This window comes from Marinimicrobium koreense (genome assembly GCF_003762925.1).
GTDB classification, from domain to species: Bacteria; Pseudomonadota; Gammaproteobacteria; order Pseudomonadales; family Cellvibrionaceae; genus Marinimicrobium; species Marinimicrobium koreense.
Genome location: NZ_RJUK01000002.1, coordinates 434,080 through 451,494 on the forward strand (window position 1 = coordinate 434,080; position 17,415 = coordinate 451,494).

The window sequence follows — 17,415 nt, forward strand, 5'->3', positions numbered from 1 at the left end:
TGTGATGGACACCATTAAACATAGCCGCTTTTCCCGTAAAAGGTGGGGATTGAGCGGAATGATGTCCTAATCAACGGGCGCCTGATGGAATCAGGGCCTCGTTTTTTGTTGTCTGGAGTCAACAGAGTGCGTCAGTTGGCGTTTTCCCGCCTTGATTCTGCGCCGAGAAAACCCCGGGTCTCTCACCTCCCGGGGTTCTCTCCTCCGCTGGTCCGCGTTGTGTGGGTGCCCACAGAGCACCCGGATTGATCTCCTACACCACGGCCCCTATTTTCCAGGGGTTGAACTCATTATCACCGTACCCGAGCTTTTCGCTCTGGGTCTGCTCTCCCGAAGCCGTCGCGAGTACGACCCGGAAAATTTCTTCGGCGCATTCCTGCATGGTTTTCTCACCATCCAGAATGCCACCACAATTGATATCAATGTCCTCCTGCATCCGCTGATACAGCTCGGAATTGCTGGCCAGCTTCAGGCTGGGCGCGGGCTTGAAGCCAAAGGCTGAACCGCGACCGGTGGTAAAGCATACCACGTTGGCGCCCGAGGCAACCTGCCCGGTGACCGACACGGGGTCAAACCCGGGGCTGTCCATGAACACCAGCCCCTTCTCTTTTACTTCTTCCCCATACAGGTACACGCCCACCATTTCGGTGGAACCGCTCTTGGCCTGGGCCCCCAGGGACTTTTCCATGATGGTGGTCAAGCCACCCGCTTTGTTACCCGGAGAGGGGTTATTGTCCAGCTCAAAATCGTTGCGCGCCGTATAATCCTGCCACCACTCAATGCGATCGAGCAACTTTTGGGCGAGCTCGGGTGTTTTTGCACGCTGGGTCAGCAGGTGCTCGGCACCGAAAATTTCCGGTGTCTCCGAATAAATGACAGTACCGCCATGGCGGATCAGAATGTCCCCCGCCGCGCCCAGCGCGGGGTTCGCCGTAATACCGGAGAAGGCATCCGAACCACCACACTGGACCGCCAGGGTCAGCTCGCTGGCCGGGACGGTTTCGCGGGTGTGCTGATTCACCCCATCCAACATGCCGCGCAACACCTCGATGCCACGCTCAATCGCCTTACGGGTACCGCCGACATCCTGAATGGTGTATGCCTGAAAGGTGTCGGTATCCCCCAGACCACTCTCCTCCATCACCCGACGAACCTGCATGGTTTCGCAGCCGAGCCCGACCATGAGAATGCCGCCGAAGTTGGGGTGGCGTGCATAACCATCGAAAGTGCGCCGCAGAGTCTCATAGCCTTCGCCATCGGAGCGCATGCCGCAGCCGGTTTCGTGGGTAAAGGCCACGACGCCATCAATATTGGGGTAGTCGTCCAGTTCGCCCGAGAAGGTGAAGTGCTGGGCAATGGCCTTGGCGACGGTGGCGGAGCAATTCACAGTAGTCAGAATACCAATGTAATTGCGCGTTCCGACCTTGCCATTGGCGCGTCGGTAGCCCCGGAACGTGGCCCGTTCGCTTTCGGGCACAAGGTCCGTGGGCCTGGCGAGGCGGCAAAAGCCATAATCTTTTTCCGCCTCGCCCATTTTGCAGTTATGACTGTGCACATGCTCACCGGCCTTGATGGCCTTGGCGGCAAAACCGATCACCTGACCGTATTTCAGGATGGGCTGACCTTCAGGGATATCCACCAGCGCCACTTTGTGCATGGCCGGGATATCGTCAACCAGAGTCAATTCGGGCTCGATCAGTGCCGTGCCCGCCGGAATAGCCCCTTTACACACGCCTACGTTGTCGCGCTCGTGTAAATGAATGATGTTCGCCAAAATAATGATCACCCAAAGATTGGAGTCTCTGACGCCACTCTCACCTGGCAGAACAGAAACCGTTCGGTGGTAAAAGCCGTTCGCGCTCCGTCGAGCCGGCCTGCCAATTTCCCGTGTGTCGCCACCCCTGCGGGCCGACGCTTTTTGTTTTGCGGGATTCTTTTTCAGGTACAGAAAAAAACAGGCGCCTTGCGGCGCCTGAAAAATCGGCAATGGTATTCGGTCAATACCGGGATCAAATTTAGCACCGACAAAGCGGACACCGCAACCACTCGCAACGCATGGTGTGAAAACCCCACCCAAAAAATTTACGCAAAACGCAATCTGACAGCGTTGTCATTTGCACAGAATGGGCTGTTTATCCCATTTGACACCGCTGTCAATCGCAACGGAGTAGGAGCGGCCTCACCCGTTAATTTTTTGCCGGAATTCCCTCCCATAAAGCCATGAAACCGTCTCACTGCGAAGTTCACGCAAAATGTAATCGGTTACTCATATATAATAAATTATGTGTAACCGTTTACAGCAAAAATACCGAAACAATCTCACTAATATATTCCCCATTACAGGAAAAAATTTGTTCTTCAGCCTTGATTTTCCCGCCGGGCCGTACCAGAATGAGTTCACTGCATGACGGCATACGCATTTCCGCAGAGGAAACTGCCAGACTCTAAAGATAAACCGTTAGCAAACCGTTCGCGTTTTCTGTTCTGCACGCGGCTAATCCCAAAGAGTCTGAATGCCAGCGGTATCGGGCAACCCAAAAACATCAAATGACCGGGTGCCCGAGCCTCTAATGCGACGATGTAAAGAGGCAAGAGGGAGACAACTGGGGCAAACGTCTATACCAATCGGGTATATACGAGGTGAGAGAGACCGCTCCAAGCGCCCGACAACCAGGCGGTATCGGTGTCGAGCAACCCTGAAATGAGAGGCCATCAGAGCCGATTTTCGGGGATCAACCAGTAAGGCCAAGACCCCGCCAGCGGATTGTCCGCTGGCGGGTGAGGTCGTGCCCGAATCAACCATTAGCCACATGGACCACTAGGGCATCCGGATCAAGGACCGACCCCCTTCCACGGAACACCCCGGCTTGTGCTTCCGCTCCCAACAAGAGACGGGCGAATTCCGACCAATAACTAGAAGCACATTCAAGAAGAGAGACCAGAAAGGTGATAACTATGCTGAAATACCCACCGCTTTCCGGCACGCTGTTGGTAACGGCGGCCACTCTGGCCGGTTGCAGCCAGGAACCACCCGCCACCGAGCCGCAATCCTCCAGCGTCCAGCCCGAGCAGACCCAGCAGACCCCGGTCGCCCAGGTCCAGCTGTCCAACGCCCTGAGCCGTGCCGTCAGCGATGAGCCCTATTTTGTCAGCTTCGACGAATTCGGACTGACGCGTCAGGATGCGTTGGACAGCGAGCTGGGAGCGACCGTAAACGGTACGCCGGTCGCCACGCAACTGATTGACCGTGACGGCGATGGGCAGAAAGACGGCCTGCTCACCCTGGTCAATCTTCCCTCGGCAGGCACCATTGAGCTGGTCATTGATCGCGGGCTCGCCAGCCAGGCACCCGAGGTGGCCAAGCGCACACAGGCGGAAATTTCCCACAAGGTCGGCGGTGAATGGCAGCCGCATTCCGATGAAAACCGCGAAGGCCAGCACGAATATGTGGGCGGTGAATTTGAAAACGTCGAGAGCCTGACACCACCCGAAGAGCACTCTGATCACTCCTATTACATCCGCTATGAAGGCCCCGGCATCGAATCGGATCTGGTGGGCTACCGGGTCTATCTCGACTGGCGCAACGGCTTTGATATTTTCGGCAAGAAAACCCACGACATGGTTCTGCAGAATGTCGGCGAGGACGGCTACGATTCCTACCACGAGCCGGCCGACTGGGGCATGGACATCCTCAAAGTTGGCGACTCCCTTGGCGTCGGCGGCTACGGATACTGGGACGGTGAGCACGTACACCGCGTTTCTGAAGTGGACGGGTGGGATGCCAGGATTCTGGATAACGGCGACCTTTACTCCTCATTCAGCATCCACTACAAAGATTGGCAGGTGGCGGACACCACGGTCGACCTGACCGCACAATTGTCCATGACTGCCGGCAGCCGCCTGGTACACGTAGACCTGGAACTGAGCGACGAGCTGGACAACCTGACCACGGGCATCGTCAAACATCCGGGCACCGAGCTGATTGAAGGCGAGGTCGATATTACCGGCAAGGCCTACACCTATGTGGCAAGCTGGGGCAAACAGAGCCTGAGCGGTGAAGACGACTACCTGGGCATGGCCCTGTTGTTCCGTAAATCCGACCGCGAGGGGCAGACCGAAGACGAGCACAACTATGTGACCGTACTCGACGCGGCGGGCGAAGATGTGGACTACTACTTCCTGGCGGTCTGGCAGCACGAGCTGGACGGCATCACCACCCGTGAAGCGTTTGTCGAATACCTGGAGGGAGAGGCCGAACGCCTGACCCTGGCTCCGCGTGAACGCCTCACTACCGCACACAGCCAGGAACAGAAAAATCCGCCGGCGGACGCCGAGGCGGCGCTGAACTGGAGCAAGCGCCTGGCCGATTCCGAGCTGGAGCGCAAAACCATGAGGTACCACGTGGACGGCTGGGACACCAACCGCGAGCGTCCGCCCAAGTTCGAGTACGACATCATCGGCCTGCTCCCCATGGCCTACGATGAACTCAACGAAGTGGCACCGGCGGAGCGTTACGCCAAGGTTCTGCCCCATGTGACCGGCAGCTTTATTGGTGAAGAGGGCGAGATTGCCCGCTATAAAATGACCAACTTCAGCGTGGATAACGTCAAGCCCGGCGTGGGCGTCCTGCGCCTGTGGGAGCAGACCGGCGAAGAGCGTTTCAAACTCGCCGCCGATCAGTTGCGCGAGCACCTGCACAAGCATCCGCGCACCAGCGGTGGCGCTTTCTGGCACAAGGAGCGCTACCCATGGCAGGTCTGGCTGGATGGCGTTTACATGGCCATGCCCTACCTTGCCCACTACGCGCTCCTGTTCGAAGAAGGCGAGCAACAGCACGAAAGCTGGGCCGAAGTGGTCAAGGAGTTCGAGATCACCCGCGAAGAGCTGCGCGATCCCGAAACCGGCCTGTATTACCACGCCTGGGACGAGAAAAAACAGCAGGATTGGGCCGACCCCGAAACCGGTCTGTCCGAGCATTTCTGGGGCCGCGGTTTCGGCTGGCTCACCATGGCCACCGTGGATGTACTGGACTTCATTCCGGAAGAGGAAACCGAGCTGCGCCAACCGATCATTGATATGATTCAGGAGATTGCGGTCGACCTGCAGAAGTACCAGGACCCCACCGGCACCTGGTGGCAGATCATGGATCAGCCGGACGCGCCGGGCAACTACCGCGAATCCAGCGCCACCGCCATGTTCGCCTACTTCTACGCCAAAGCCATTCGTATGGGGTACCTGGATGACAGCTTCCTTCCGGTCGCCCAGAAAGCCTATGATGGCCTGATCAACGAATTCGTGACGGTTCATGAAGATGGCAAGATCAGCATGACCAATATCTGTCTGGTGGCCGGCCTGGGTTTTGGCCGCGACGGCAGCTACCACTACTATATGAGCGAACCGGTCTGGGAAAACGACCCGAAAGGTACGGGGCCGTTTATCCTCGCCGGTATCGAAATGCACCGCCTGCTCCAAGGCAAGTGAGGTAACCCATGAAACAGATCGAAGAACGCTTTGCCGTTCACATCGACGACTACAAGCACTACGACACAGAGAAGCTGCGCAAGCACTTTCTGATCGAGAAAATTTTCGAAGACGATCAGATCCACTTTGTGTACACCCACTACGACCGGATGATGGTCGGTGGTGCCAAGCCGATCAACAAGGCCGTGACCCTGGAGCCCGTGGACCAGCAGAAAGCCGAGCACTTTCTGGACCGGCGTGAACTGGGTGCCATCAACATCGGTGGCGACGGTATCGTCACGGTAGACGGCACCGATTACGAGCTGGAATCCAAAAGTGCCATTTACGTCGGTCGCGGTGCCAAAGAGGTCAGCTTCCGCAGCGTCGACGCCAGCAACCCGGCCAAGTTCTACCTGAACTCGGCCCCTGCGCACCACGCCTACCCGACCAAAAAAGTCGGCATGGGCGATGCCAATGTGCTGGAGTTGGGCTCCTCGGATACCTGCAACGAACGTCGGGTCAACCAGTTGCTGATCAACGGCATCATCGAAACCTGTCAGTTGCAGATGGGCATGACCGAACTGCAGCCAGGCAGCATCTGGAATACCATGCCGGTGCACACCCACACCCGGCGGATGGAAGCGTATTTCTATTTCAATGTGCCGGAAGATCAGGCCGTCTGCCACTTCATGGGCCCGAAAGACGACACCCGTCATTTGTGGATTCACAATGAGCAGGCCGTCCTGTCTCCGCCCTGGTCCATGCACTCGGGCGTCGGTACCGCCAACTACACGTTCATCTGGGGCATGGCCGGTGAGAACCTCGACTACACCGACATGGACTTCCACCAGCCACACGAACTGAAGTAAGGAGCTTCTCTATGAGTCATCATCCCCTGTTCGATCTGACAGGCAAAGTGGCGCTGGTTACCGGCGCCACCCACGGAATCGGCATGGCCATGGCCAAGGGCCTGGGCAGCGCCGGTGCCACCATTGTGGTCAACGGTCATTCCTCCCAGGAAAAAATCGACAAGGCTGTGGCCGAATATGAAGCCGACGGCTACAAGGCCTTTGGCTACAAGTTCGACGTCACCAAAGAAGACCAGGTAATTGCGGCGGTCGACAAGATCGAGAAAGAAGTCGGCCCAATCGATATCCTGGTGAACAACGCCGGCATCATCAAGCGTGTTCCCATGCTCGAAATGCCCGTGGAAGAATTCCAGCAAGTGATCGATACCGACCTGGTGGGCGTGTTCACCATGACCCGTCCGGTCGCGAAGAAAATGGTTGAGCGCAAGCAGGGCAAGATCATCAACATCTGCTCCATGATGAGCGAGCTGGGTCGCGACTCCGTGGGCGCCTACGCCGCCGCCAAGGGTGGTCTGAAAATGCTGACCCGCAACATGGCCACCGAATGGGCGCGCCACAATGTGCAGGTCAACGGCATCGGCCCCGGCTACTTCGCCACCAGCCAGACCGCCCCGATCCGGGTGGAAGGTAACCCGCTCAACGAATTCATCATCAGCCGCACTCCGGCGGGCAAGTGGGGCGACCCGGACGACCTGCAGGGCGCCGCGGTATTCCTGTCTTCCAAGGCGAGTGACTTTGTGACCGGGCAAATCGTCTACGTGGACGGCGGCATTCTCGCCACCATTGGCAAGCCGGCCAACGAGTAAGTTTCAGCAGACCCTTTCTGCGGTTTTGATACGGCGCTTCGGCGCCGTTTTTTTGTGGTTCAGAAAAGTCAGGCCGGGTTCTGTCGGGTTACGCTGCGATAACCCGACCTACGGGATCGCTCGGTGCCGGACCTTCTGGTAGGTCGGGTTAGCGCAGCGTAACCCGACGACCTTCATCCGCCATCTCCTGAGCTTTCAAGCTCAACTCGGCGGCCTTGAACACATGCGCTTGGCTCATGGCGTTCTCCGTCCGGTGAAGACAATCCAGAACCAGCTGACCAAAATACGGGAAACTCGACTGTCCCAGACAGTCAATCTCCCGCTCGCCCTGGGCATTGGTCAAAAACACCTTTGATGCCGGCGCCTGTCTTGCCACGTCATTGTATTTACGACATTCAATATTCCCTTCGGTACCGAGAATAAAGGTGCGGCCATCGCCCCAGGTCGCCTGTCCATCGCTGGTAAACCAATCAACCCGGGTATAGAAGGACGCACCATTGTCCCCCGTCATGGACATTTCACCAAAATCTTCCAGTTCGGGCTTATCGGCATTGTTCAGATTACAGGCCCGCGCAAAATTGATAGTTGCCTCTATCTCACCGGCATAGGTCAAAAACTGCTCCACCTGATGTGAACCGATATCCGTCAGAATGCCACCATACTGATTCTTATCAAAAAACCAGTCGGGGCGGGTCGTTTTGGACAATCGATGGGGCGCCAGATTGATGACCTGAAGCACTCGGCCAATCGCCCCTTCGGCGATCAGCTCTCCCGCCCTCCAGGCCGCTTCATTGTGTAACCGCTCGGCGTAATACACCGCATACTTGCGCCCGGTTTGCGCCACCACCTGTTTGACCCGATCGAGCTGCTCCAGGGTGGTGAAAGGCGCCTTGTCTGTAAAGTAATCCTTTCCTGCCAGCATTACCTGAATGCCAATCTCCGCCCGCACATTGGGGATCGCTGCGGATGCCACCAATAACGTTTTGTCATCGGCCAGTATCTGATCAAAGCTGTCAGCCTCCTTGGCCTGCGGATACTTTTCGCAGAAAGCAGCCAGCTTTTTGGGATCCGGATCGTACACATAGCGAAGTGTTCCGCCAGCCTGCAACAGGCCATTGGTCTGCCCATAAATATGGCCGTGATCCAGCCAGGCCACCGAAAAGCAAAACTCCTCAGGCGCAACGACTTTCTTCGATTTACCCAACGGCGCATAACTAGCACCGTCTTTTATATTGACTGAAGTAGAGTCATTCATGTTCTAAACCAATTGAACCCAGGTTGAATAAGCCACACTGGCCATTACAGTCACAATACATAACACCATTGCCAGATTAAACAACACTCTGTTTAATCCGGTTGGCATGGCGTCACCCAGGTAACTGGGTCTGTTGTGCAGAATAGCCCAACCAATATACGCAATGGGCAGCAAGAATCCGCATATTGCCGACGTGGGCAACACCACGTAGGGGCCCATGGTTGACCAGAAAAATACACCCAATACCGCGGGGGTAGGTGACAGCAAAGCCAGCTTGTACTTCAAGCTCCCCTCCGGCCAATTGAACAGGGCTGCGGCCGCAGATCCGCAACATAACATGTGCATGACCAGGGATCCGACCGCCATCCCCAAAATACCAAAGGCAAAAATCAGGCGACTGGTCACTTCACCCAGGCCCGCCGACATGAACATCTTGCCCGCAACGGCGGGGCTCAGTTTCCCCTGAATATCCATATCAGAATTGAAAAACGCCCCTGCCGCCGCAATCGAGATCAAACTGGTGACTAGAACGTAAGGCAACACCAGGCCGAAGCCGATATCGTACCGGGAGAGCTCGACATGCGCTGGTGTCCACTTTTTATACAAAAGCGTATAACCATAGATAAAGGTCATATTAATACCCACCGCGCTTCCCAACGCCGCCATCATTACAGTGACACCTTCCGAATCCTGGGGCAGTGAAGTGGGAATATAACCAGCGACCACAGCGCCCCAGTCCACTTTGCCCTGCAGACTGGCACTGATGACCACCCAGGCAAAAGCAATGATGATTGAACCACTTAATAGCTTTATGCCGGTTTCGAAGACTTTGATTGCATTGGTTTTGCCCGGCTGAACACCACTGGAATCACCGGCTTGTTCGCCATATTTCCATGCGGTGAAGGCACAGCCTGCCCACACCAGGGTAGCCAGAACCAAGAGGTAGATATCACGCCCGATCGTGTTTTCTTCATCCACGGACCAACCCGTGGACACCACCACTACCTCTTCCAGCATACCGGCACTGAGCGGGTAGTGGGCGAACCCCCAGATGATGCTGGACGCAAAGGCCGCGATTGCCCAGAGCCATGCCAAGGGCGCGTTGACATACCGCTTCATTGCTTCAAAAGGTTTGATCTGGGTATGCAGAGTCTGGTGCGAGAGCGCGAACAACATGACGCAACCAATGATCATTGATACCGGCTGAACCCATAGAAACTCGTACCCAAACAAAGCGCCGATGGTCAGTGATGTCACCGCACTCCCGCCCCCCAGCGTCATGGCACCCTGCAACCATCCGGGGCCGCTCAATATCAGATAGGTTGGAACCCGGGCGTACCAGGGCCTACCGGAGATTCGGTTTAACGTCGCTAACTCATTGGTTACTGAGTCGTTCATAACAGATCCTGGGTTTTATTGTATTTATCGGGACAACATAAGACGCGCAAGGCTATGTCAACGATACGAAGCCGACATATCGACCCTGGCCTTCCTGTCTGACTTCTGGCGCAATGACGATGTGGCGATTTTACCGTCCAGCGCGCTCTGATAAACTTTTCTATCAAGCGGTAACGGTATTGGCCGGTTCTGCCAGGTCGACAGCAACATGGCATTGGCCATATCCAATGACGCCAGCCCCTGTTCAGCCGGGGTTATCAGCTCCGCGCCGTGCCGGATGGCGTCCACAAAGTTGGTCATGATCAGCGCGTGCTGATTTACTTTACCGCCCGTGCTGACAACTTCAGCGCGGCTCTCAGGCATACCGAACATATCGTCGGTCTGTCGGTTGAATTCCGATGTACTCTGCTGATTGCGGACCAGGGTAAGCTGCCCCGAATCAAAATGTAAGCTGCCCCTATCGCCAATAACGTCGAAACGATTGACCCCCGGAGCCTCGCCAGTAGAGCCGACAAACAATCCCGTGGCGCCATTGGGGTAGCGCAGATACGCCGTCACTTCATCTTCAACTTCGACCTGATGATACTTACCGAACTCACAGAACCCGTGAATCTCGTTGGGAAGACCACAGATCCACTGAAATACATCCAGATTGTGAATGCACTGATTGAGCAGTACACCACCGCCCTCTCCCTTCCAGGTAGCACGCCAGTCACTGACTTCAAAATAGATCTCAGGCCTGAACCAGTTGGTCATGGTCCAATGGGTTCGCCGGATCGGCCCCAGAACACCGCTTTCCACTATCTCCTTCATTTTGCTGAAGGTGGGATCGGTGCGCTGATTCAGCATCAGCGCGAACACGGTGTTTTCGTCGGCGTACTGGAGAAGCGTTTCGCCTTCAAACGAAGACAGACCGATCGGCTTCTCCAGCATCACATGAAGCTTCCGCTCCAGGGCGTACTTGGCCATGGGGAAATGCTGCATGGTGGGCGAGGCAATGATCAATGCATCCACCAGCCCCGAATCACAAAGCGCTCGGTAGTCAGAGAAGTGCTGAACCCCAAGCTCATCGGATAATTCAGAGCCACTGCGTGAACAGATGGCCCCGATTTCACAACCCTGCACCTCTCCATCGACGATATTCTGAATGTGTTGCCGGGCAATATTGCCCAGGCCCACAACGCCCACACGAACCGCGGGCAGGTCACTCTCTACGGAACCGTCAGAAGGCTCCCGGTTAGCTGTCTGCATGATTATCGACCCAACTCACTGGCAGTATACGGTTGATTCTGTGTAGCTGTGTGCTTACGCACTTCGCGAACGTCATCGGCACTGATGGCACCCGCGGCATTCCCCCAACTATTGCGAATATAGGTTGCTATATCCGCATTATCCTGGTCGCTAAAGCTGGCATTGCCGGCCAATCCCGGCATAACCAGAGGGAACTCATACTCAACATCATTGACTTTTATCGGACCGCGCAAGCCGTGCAGCAGCACTTTAATCAGCACTTCGGGCTCTCCACCAACCCAATCGCTATTGGCCAGCGGTGGCGCCATACCGTCCTGACCTTTCCCGTGCTGGCCATGGCAACCGGCACAGGCCGCCCGGCCCTCATACATTTCTTTTCCGCGAAGATACTGGTTCTGCTCCTGCGTCACGAGGTATCTGAAGTTGCTTTCGACGATCTGTTGATTGCCCACCAGCGCCAACAGGCCGCTCAGCTTTTCATTGAGCTCATCACCCAGGTAGGACTTCAGCTCCTCCTCTCGACCGGCGATCCCACTCACCACGGCTTCATTGATCAATGGCTGGTCGCCATATTCATTCAACACCAACGCCAATAACGCCATCGTGCTGTCGATTTTCAGCTGTCCAGCACTCAATGCCAGTTGCAGCGCAGTCTCGTAGTCGCTGGTCGATAACTTGACAAGGTCCGCCGCAAACTCCTGCTGCTCACCTTCTGAAAGGCGTGTCAGTAACTCAATGGCTGAAACCTTTACCTTGGTGTGCGGCGAGTTCAGTCCGGCTCGAATGCTTTCCGGGTTGACAGCGTTCAGCCCCTCCAAGGTCCAAAGCGCGTTGATCTGAGCACGGTGGTCGTCGGTTGTCTGCGCAAGGCGAGTCACTTCACCCACGACACTCGGGTCATTGCGCTGGACAATCAGACGTCTGGCGGTATCCCGATACCAACCATTCTCATGAGCCAAATAGGCTACCAGCTGTGAACTGGTTTTATCGAGCAGTTGAGGTTTTTCCGTCAGCTCATTCTCTGCCCAGCGCAACCGGTATACCCTGCCCATATTGTTGTTATTCTTGTCCAGGTCACGAGCTTCAGACTGCTCCCGTAGATAGGTGGTCAGGAACTCTTTGTGCTGGATTACGCCATGATACATATCCACAATGTATAGCGATCCATCAGGTGAAGTATAGAGATTGACCGGCCGGAAGCGCTCGTCAGTAGATGCCAGAATCTCACTTTCCGGGTAGAGCGCCTCACCACTCAGCTCGCCCTGCCCCTCGATAATACGTCTGGCTGAAATCAGGTTGGCAGCCGGCTCCGGGGTGAAACCCACACCATAATACGTCTCGGGGAACTGGTTTCCGCGATAGACCACACTGCCGCTGGAGGCAGTAAAGTTGACCAGCTTGCCCTTGTCGGGCCCTTCGGAAACCAGCGTCTCCGGCAAATAGGCTCGATTCACACCGGGATTGATGCGAGCGGGGTATACCCGATTGCCTCCAATGCTATGAGCTTTTATCTCCTGCACCAGTTCGGGGTTTCGATTCAGCGAGTTGGGACGTAGAAACTCTCCTTGAATAGGCACACTATTCCAGTTATGAAACAGCCGACCGTAATCGTCCATACTGATACCCCACTGGCCCCGGGATTCCGTTTTGGAGAGCGCCATTTTCCAGTACTGGTTACGATAGATCTCTTCAGATCCTTCGGGCAATTGCTCATCCAGGGGAAGGACTTTGTAGCGACGATCACTTTTGGCGTTGTAGTACCAGTTATCCAGGGCGTAGAGCATCCCGTTGGGCTTATGCTCGACACTACCGCCCCGGGCGTAATCCGGATCAACCACCTCGCGAATGCCAAGCTTATCCCCCGCTTTGACTTCAGCGAAGTACAGCTGGGTCTGATCGGAGTACAGAATGCCACCTTTTACCAGCGCTATGGTGCGGGGCAGAACAATGTCGTCCAGGAATACCGTGCGCTGATCCACCGCTCCGTCGCCATTGGTATCGTCCAGGATGGCAATGCTTCCCGTCGGAACGTCCTCATTATTGCCGTCAAGGTCGGGCATATACGTGGTCATTTCGGCCACCCAGATACGCCCATTACCATCAAAACTCAGGGCCACCGGATTGAACACATAGGGCTCGGCCGCAACATTGTCCAACACAAAGCCGGGCTGTACCTGCATGGAATCCAGGGCCTCCGGGACCGTCAGAACCGGAGCGGGCGGTATATCTTCGGCGGCTATCGGCGGCGTCATGTCGTGGCCTTCACGATCGCCCAGGTTTATGGTCGTCGATTCGGTTTGCGAGGTATCGACGCTCGGAGGAGAATCATCCTCTGACAGAGTGTATGAACAACCTATTATCGACAGGCCGAACAAGGTATGAGCCAATACGATTACACTGTTTATCTTGAAATTATTGTCAGCCCGCACGATTTACTCCAATTCGGTAATAGTGACATTCCGAAAGCGTACGATATTGTTGGTACGGCCACTTTCCTTCAATAACTGACTCCCATGGTGCTGCAGGCCGATAAAGCCCTCGCTGTCCTTACTGTCTCGAACATGGGTGGTCAGCACGCCATTGACGTATATCTTGATGTCACTCCCCCGGCACTCGATTCGGTACTTGTTCCATTCAAGATGGCGGTAGGCACTGGCCATTTCATCGGTCCAACCGGACAGATAGTTTTCTTCGAAGTGGTCATCGGGCTCGGAGCGGGTCGGGTGGACCGGGTGCAGCCACTGGCGACGGGCCTGATCATAGAGCCCGCCACTCCACTTACGATCACTCGGATCAACTTCGGCCTGGTAGCCCATAGCCTCCTGGCCGTCGTCGGTTGTTTTAACCTGCCCCCTGAAGATGATTCCCGAGTTACTGTATTCGTCGACGTCGGGCATGAGTACCTCAGCCGTCAGAATAAAATCCCGGTACCGTTTTTTTGTGGTCAGAAACCAGTTGTCCGTCGAGCGTAGTATCAGCTCACCATTTTCCACCTGTGCGCTGCCATAATCGTAAATATTCTCGAAATGACTCAAGGAGGGGTCAATAAGATGGGTAGATTCAACTTGCGGATGGGTAGAACAGCCACTGATTGACATCAATGACAGAAAGAAAAGTATCAGTTTTCTCATTGGTCAGCGATCCATATTGAGGAGTAGCCAGAGGTATCGAGCACATCGGGTTCAGGAACCCACCTTCGGTAAGGCCACCTTATCGCTTTACCGATGGGCTTGCAACAAAAAAAGGCGAGCATCATGCCCGCCTTAAAGTAGTAGTGAGAGTCAGTCCATTTACTACAAGGTCGTGGGAGTAGGAGATCGCCTACATACGGAAGCGCAGTCCCAAGAAGAACTTGCGACCACTGTATTCAATGCGATTGAATGCATCTTCCGCCACGCGATACTCAACGTAGGCATCGTTCGCCAGGTTGAGCGCCTGCAGCTTGATCTGCAGGTTCGCGTTCAGGTTGTACGCCAGGGACAGATCGAGTGAGTCATGTCCCTGCACGTAACGGTTGGTTTGCCCAAAGTTGCTACCAAACGGCTTCAGGTACTCTGAGCGATATTTATACGACAGACGGGCACTGGCGCCATACTTCTCCCAGTAGCCTTCCACGTTATAGCTCTCATCAGAGAATCCGGGCAGATTGGCCGGAGCAATGTCAATATCGTCGGTAATCTCGGAACCATTTTCGGGGTACTCGAAATCGGTATCCGCGAAGTTGACGCCAGCCGAGAAACCCAGGCCATCGAATGGCTCAGGCAGGCTGGTAAAGCCGTGCTGGACCGTCAGCTCGATACCGTTGATGGTCGACTCTTCACCAGTATTTTCAATAATACCGTTGACCTCCATTTCAGCGGGCTGACCGTTGATGACAAAGGTTTCATAGACATCGTCGGCCGTATCCAGCCCGGCGTTGAAGCGTTTATGGTAAAGCGCGGCTGAGATCGCGGTATCTTCGCTCGGGTACCAACCCAGTGAAATATCGAAGTTTTCCGACTCGATAGATTCCATATTGGGGTTACCAAATGCGGTAACCGACCCTTCAGCAACCGCCTCTTCAATGCTGGCGTACTCTTCTTCACCACCCCCAAGGTTCAGGTCACGACCGGCACCGAGCCACCACATATCCGGGCGGGATACCGCCTTGTACAGAGCCGTACGCAGCTCCAGGTCTTCACGCAACAGGAAGTTGACGTTCACGCTGGGCAACACATTGGTGTAGCTGTTGGTGTAGGTTTCCTGAGTCAGCGTATCGGTGTCTTCGGTAATCAGGAAGCTGAGCGGATCTTCATCCGTGCCAGCACCGGTCGTTTCCACGATGAAGCTTTGACGGTAGCCCTCCGAGGTCACATCAGTTTCCACCACACGTACACCAAAGTTACCGGTAACCGGCACGCCACCCCATTCAGACTCAAAATTGGCCATGACAAAGGCGGAGGTGACTTCCTCGCTCAACACCACATCACCCGAGCTCGGTGCTTCCGGTGTCAGAGACCAGTCTTCATTGCCCACCATGCGATCAAAGGCACAGAGGGTGTCGTAGGTGGCCCAGGTGTCATAGGTTACTGAGGTGTCTTCGCCGTAGCCGCTTTGCGGGAAGTCGGTTCCGCAGTTCGCACCGACATCTTCAACATCGGCGTAGGTATTCTCTTCCTGCTGAACCGCCCAGGTATCTTCACTGTAGTTGTTGTGGTCGTGCTCGGAGACGCGAACCCCCGCATCAATCGAAGTAATGAATCCCTGGTCGAAGGAATACTCACCCTCGAAGCGGAACGCATTGATGGTATCTTCGATCAGGAATTCACGATAACGAGCCCGACGACCATCGCTGGAACCACCATCGTAAAAGCTGTAGTCATCAAACGACGAACGCTCAACCTGGGTATTTTCAGGATCATCAAGGTCGCTGTACACGCGATTGATCAGGGGCCAGTCGTCACCGTTGGCCTCCCAGTCGAAGAAGTAACGGTCTGAGCGGAATCGGGTCTGCCAGGTTTCCTGATAGCGGGTGGTATCCGACACCGAAAGGTCTGTTCTCAGCAGAAGCCGGTCGGTAGCATTCCACTCGATGTTGAGACCGCCACCGGAGTACTGCTCATCCCGTTCACGATACTCACCGTAGGTGCTGAACCGGGAGTAGCCGGTATAAGAGGTCAGAGCGTGAGCGTCATTGGTTTCCCAGTTGGTGATGTTGTTACGGCCATCATCAATGTACAGATCGTGGCGATCTTCGTAATAGAAGCGGTCCGACTCCTGAACGTCCAGGGTAATGTCCCAGTCATCGTTGGGCTGCCACTGAACCGTCCCCATAAACGCGTTGCGCTCTTCTTCGGATTCCATCTGACGGAAGTACTGCAGGTTAGGCACAAAATAATAAGGGCCATCTGCGGCGGCACCATCACCCGCTGCGGCGTTGTCGTCGCTCCAGGAACAAGGATTCCAACCACCTGAGCCACCCTGATCGGCCACATAATCGGAGTTACAGTTACGCAGGGTTGAGCTGGTGTTGTAGCTCTCTTCGGGAGTAGACGATTCATGCCCTGCATACCCCAACGCCACGCCAATCGTTCCGATCTCGGTATCAAACACATCGGTGAACGACAGTGAACCACGGTAACCAATGCCATCATCACCGTTCAGCTTTGCATCGTACTCGTTGTAGTTGGCTTTCACCTCCCCCTGAATACGACGTTTACCAAAATCGATGGGACGCAGGCTGCGCAGATCAATTACACCGGCAACACCGCCTTCGAGCAGACTCGCCTGCTGGGCTTTGTACACCACGGCACCATTGACCAATTCGGACGGGAACTGAGAGAAGGCGACCGAGCGGTTACCGCTACCGGAGCTGACTTCACGACCGTTATAGGTGGATGCCCCCAGGAAGGGGCCAAGGCCGCGCACTGAAATTTCACTGGAGTTGCCCTTGAAGCGATCGCCGGTTACACCGGTGATGCGCTCCAGAGTTTCCGCCACTGACAGATCCGGCAGCGCCCCCATTTCACTGGCGGACAGAGCGTCCACAATGGTAGTTGCATCACGCTTGATTTCTACCGAGTTGCGCAGCGTATCGCGGATGGCGCCGGTCACCAGAATCTCTTCAAGTGCACCTGCACCCTGCTCCTGGTTGTCCTGAGCCATCACTTGCCCGGCAGACAAACCGGCGGAAGCCAGCGCAATAGCCAGGGCGCTACGACGAAAGAATTGATGGCGGGCACGGGTTGAGCGGCCCTGTGTCAGACAGTTGGAAGTCATAGGTTGTGTCCTCCCCTCTAAGGGTTCTTATTAGCCGAAGGGTCATTTGACCCACGGGACAACGAATCTTATTGTAAAACGGTCAGGCCAATTTTAAGGTTGTTCACACGCGTCCTCT

11 protein-coding genes are annotated in these 17,415 nt (G+C 55.5%); 4 read left to right on the forward strand and 7 right to left on the reverse strand.

All coding sequences use genetic code 11. The features are described 5' to 3' along the window. Positions 1-253: 253 nt before the first annotated feature. Positions 254-1,774 (reverse strand): UxaA family hydrolase, encoded by a 1,521-nt coding sequence (locus EDC38_RS14230; protein ID WP_123639216.1) that lies wholly within the window; start codon positions 1,772-1,774, stop codon positions 254-256. On the opposite strand from EDC38_RS14230, the gene EDC38_RS14235 reads away from it, so the two are divergent. The 4 genes from EDC38_RS14235 to EDC38_RS14250 all read left to right on the forward strand — a co-directional run bounded on the left by EDC38_RS14235 (position 1,757) and on the right by EDC38_RS14250 (position 7,135). Further along, entirely contained in the window at positions 1,757-2,224 is a 468-nt protein-coding gene (locus EDC38_RS14235; RefSeq protein ID WP_123639217.1) for a hypothetical protein, read from the forward strand. The genes EDC38_RS14230 and EDC38_RS14235 overlap by 18 nt on opposite strands. 731 nt (positions 2,225-2,955) lie before the next feature. After that, positions 2,956-5,481: a glycoside hydrolase family 88 protein gene (locus tag EDC38_RS14240; RefSeq protein WP_123639218.1), complete on the forward strand. Its 2,526-nt coding sequence runs from the start codon at positions 2,956-2,958 to the stop codon at positions 5,479-5,481. An 8-nt stretch (positions 5,482-5,489) separates the two neighbouring features. Further along, entirely contained in the window at positions 5,490-6,329 is an 840-nt protein-coding gene (gene kduI / locus EDC38_RS14245) for a 5-dehydro-4-deoxy-D-glucuronate isomerase (RefSeq protein ID WP_123639219.1), read from the forward strand. Between the two features lie 11 nt (positions 6,330-6,340). Beyond that, on the forward strand, positions 6,341-7,135 hold the full coding sequence (locus EDC38_RS14250; protein ID WP_123639220.1) for a gluconate 5-dehydrogenase: 795 nt from the start codon (positions 6,341-6,343) through the stop codon (positions 7,133-7,135). 148 nt (positions 7,136-7,283) lie between these two features. On the opposite strand, the gene EDC38_RS14255 is transcribed toward EDC38_RS14250, so the two are convergent. From EDC38_RS14255 to EDC38_RS14280, 6 genes are all read right to left on the reverse strand, one after another. Then, positions 7,284-8,390, reverse strand: a complete 1,107-nt coding sequence (locus EDC38_RS14255; RefSeq protein WP_123639221.1) for a Gfo/Idh/MocA family protein — start codon at positions 8,388-8,390, stop codon at positions 7,284-7,286. Positions 8,391-8,393: 3 nt separating this feature from the next. Further along, on the reverse strand, positions 8,394-9,788 hold the full coding sequence (locus EDC38_RS14260; RefSeq protein WP_123639222.1) for a divalent metal cation transporter: 1,395 nt from the start codon (positions 9,786-9,788) through the stop codon (positions 8,394-8,396). A 57-nt stretch (positions 9,789-9,845) separates the two neighbouring features. Further along, positions 9,846-11,039 carry a Gfo/Idh/MocA family protein gene (locus tag EDC38_RS14265; RefSeq protein ID WP_123639223.1) on the reverse strand — a complete coding sequence of 398 codons (1,194 nt, stop codon included), beginning with the start codon at positions 11,037-11,039 and terminating at the stop codon, positions 9,846-9,848. Between the two features lie 2 nt (positions 11,040-11,041). Next, positions 11,042-13,291, reverse strand: a complete 2,250-nt coding sequence (locus EDC38_RS14270; RefSeq protein ID WP_123639224.1) for a PVC-type heme-binding CxxCH protein — start codon at positions 13,289-13,291, stop codon at positions 11,042-11,044. Positions 13,292-13,471: 180 nt separating this feature from the next. After that, on the reverse strand, positions 13,472-14,170 hold the full coding sequence (locus EDC38_RS14275) for a 3-keto-disaccharide hydrolase (protein ID WP_123639225.1): 699 nt from the start codon (positions 14,168-14,170) through the stop codon (positions 13,472-13,474). Between the two features lie 190 nt (positions 14,171-14,360). Then, on the reverse strand, positions 14,361-17,297 hold the full coding sequence (locus EDC38_RS14280) for a TonB-dependent receptor (protein WP_123639226.1): 2,937 nt from the start codon (positions 17,295-17,297) through the stop codon (positions 14,361-14,363). Positions 17,298-17,415 lie beyond the last annotated feature (118 nt).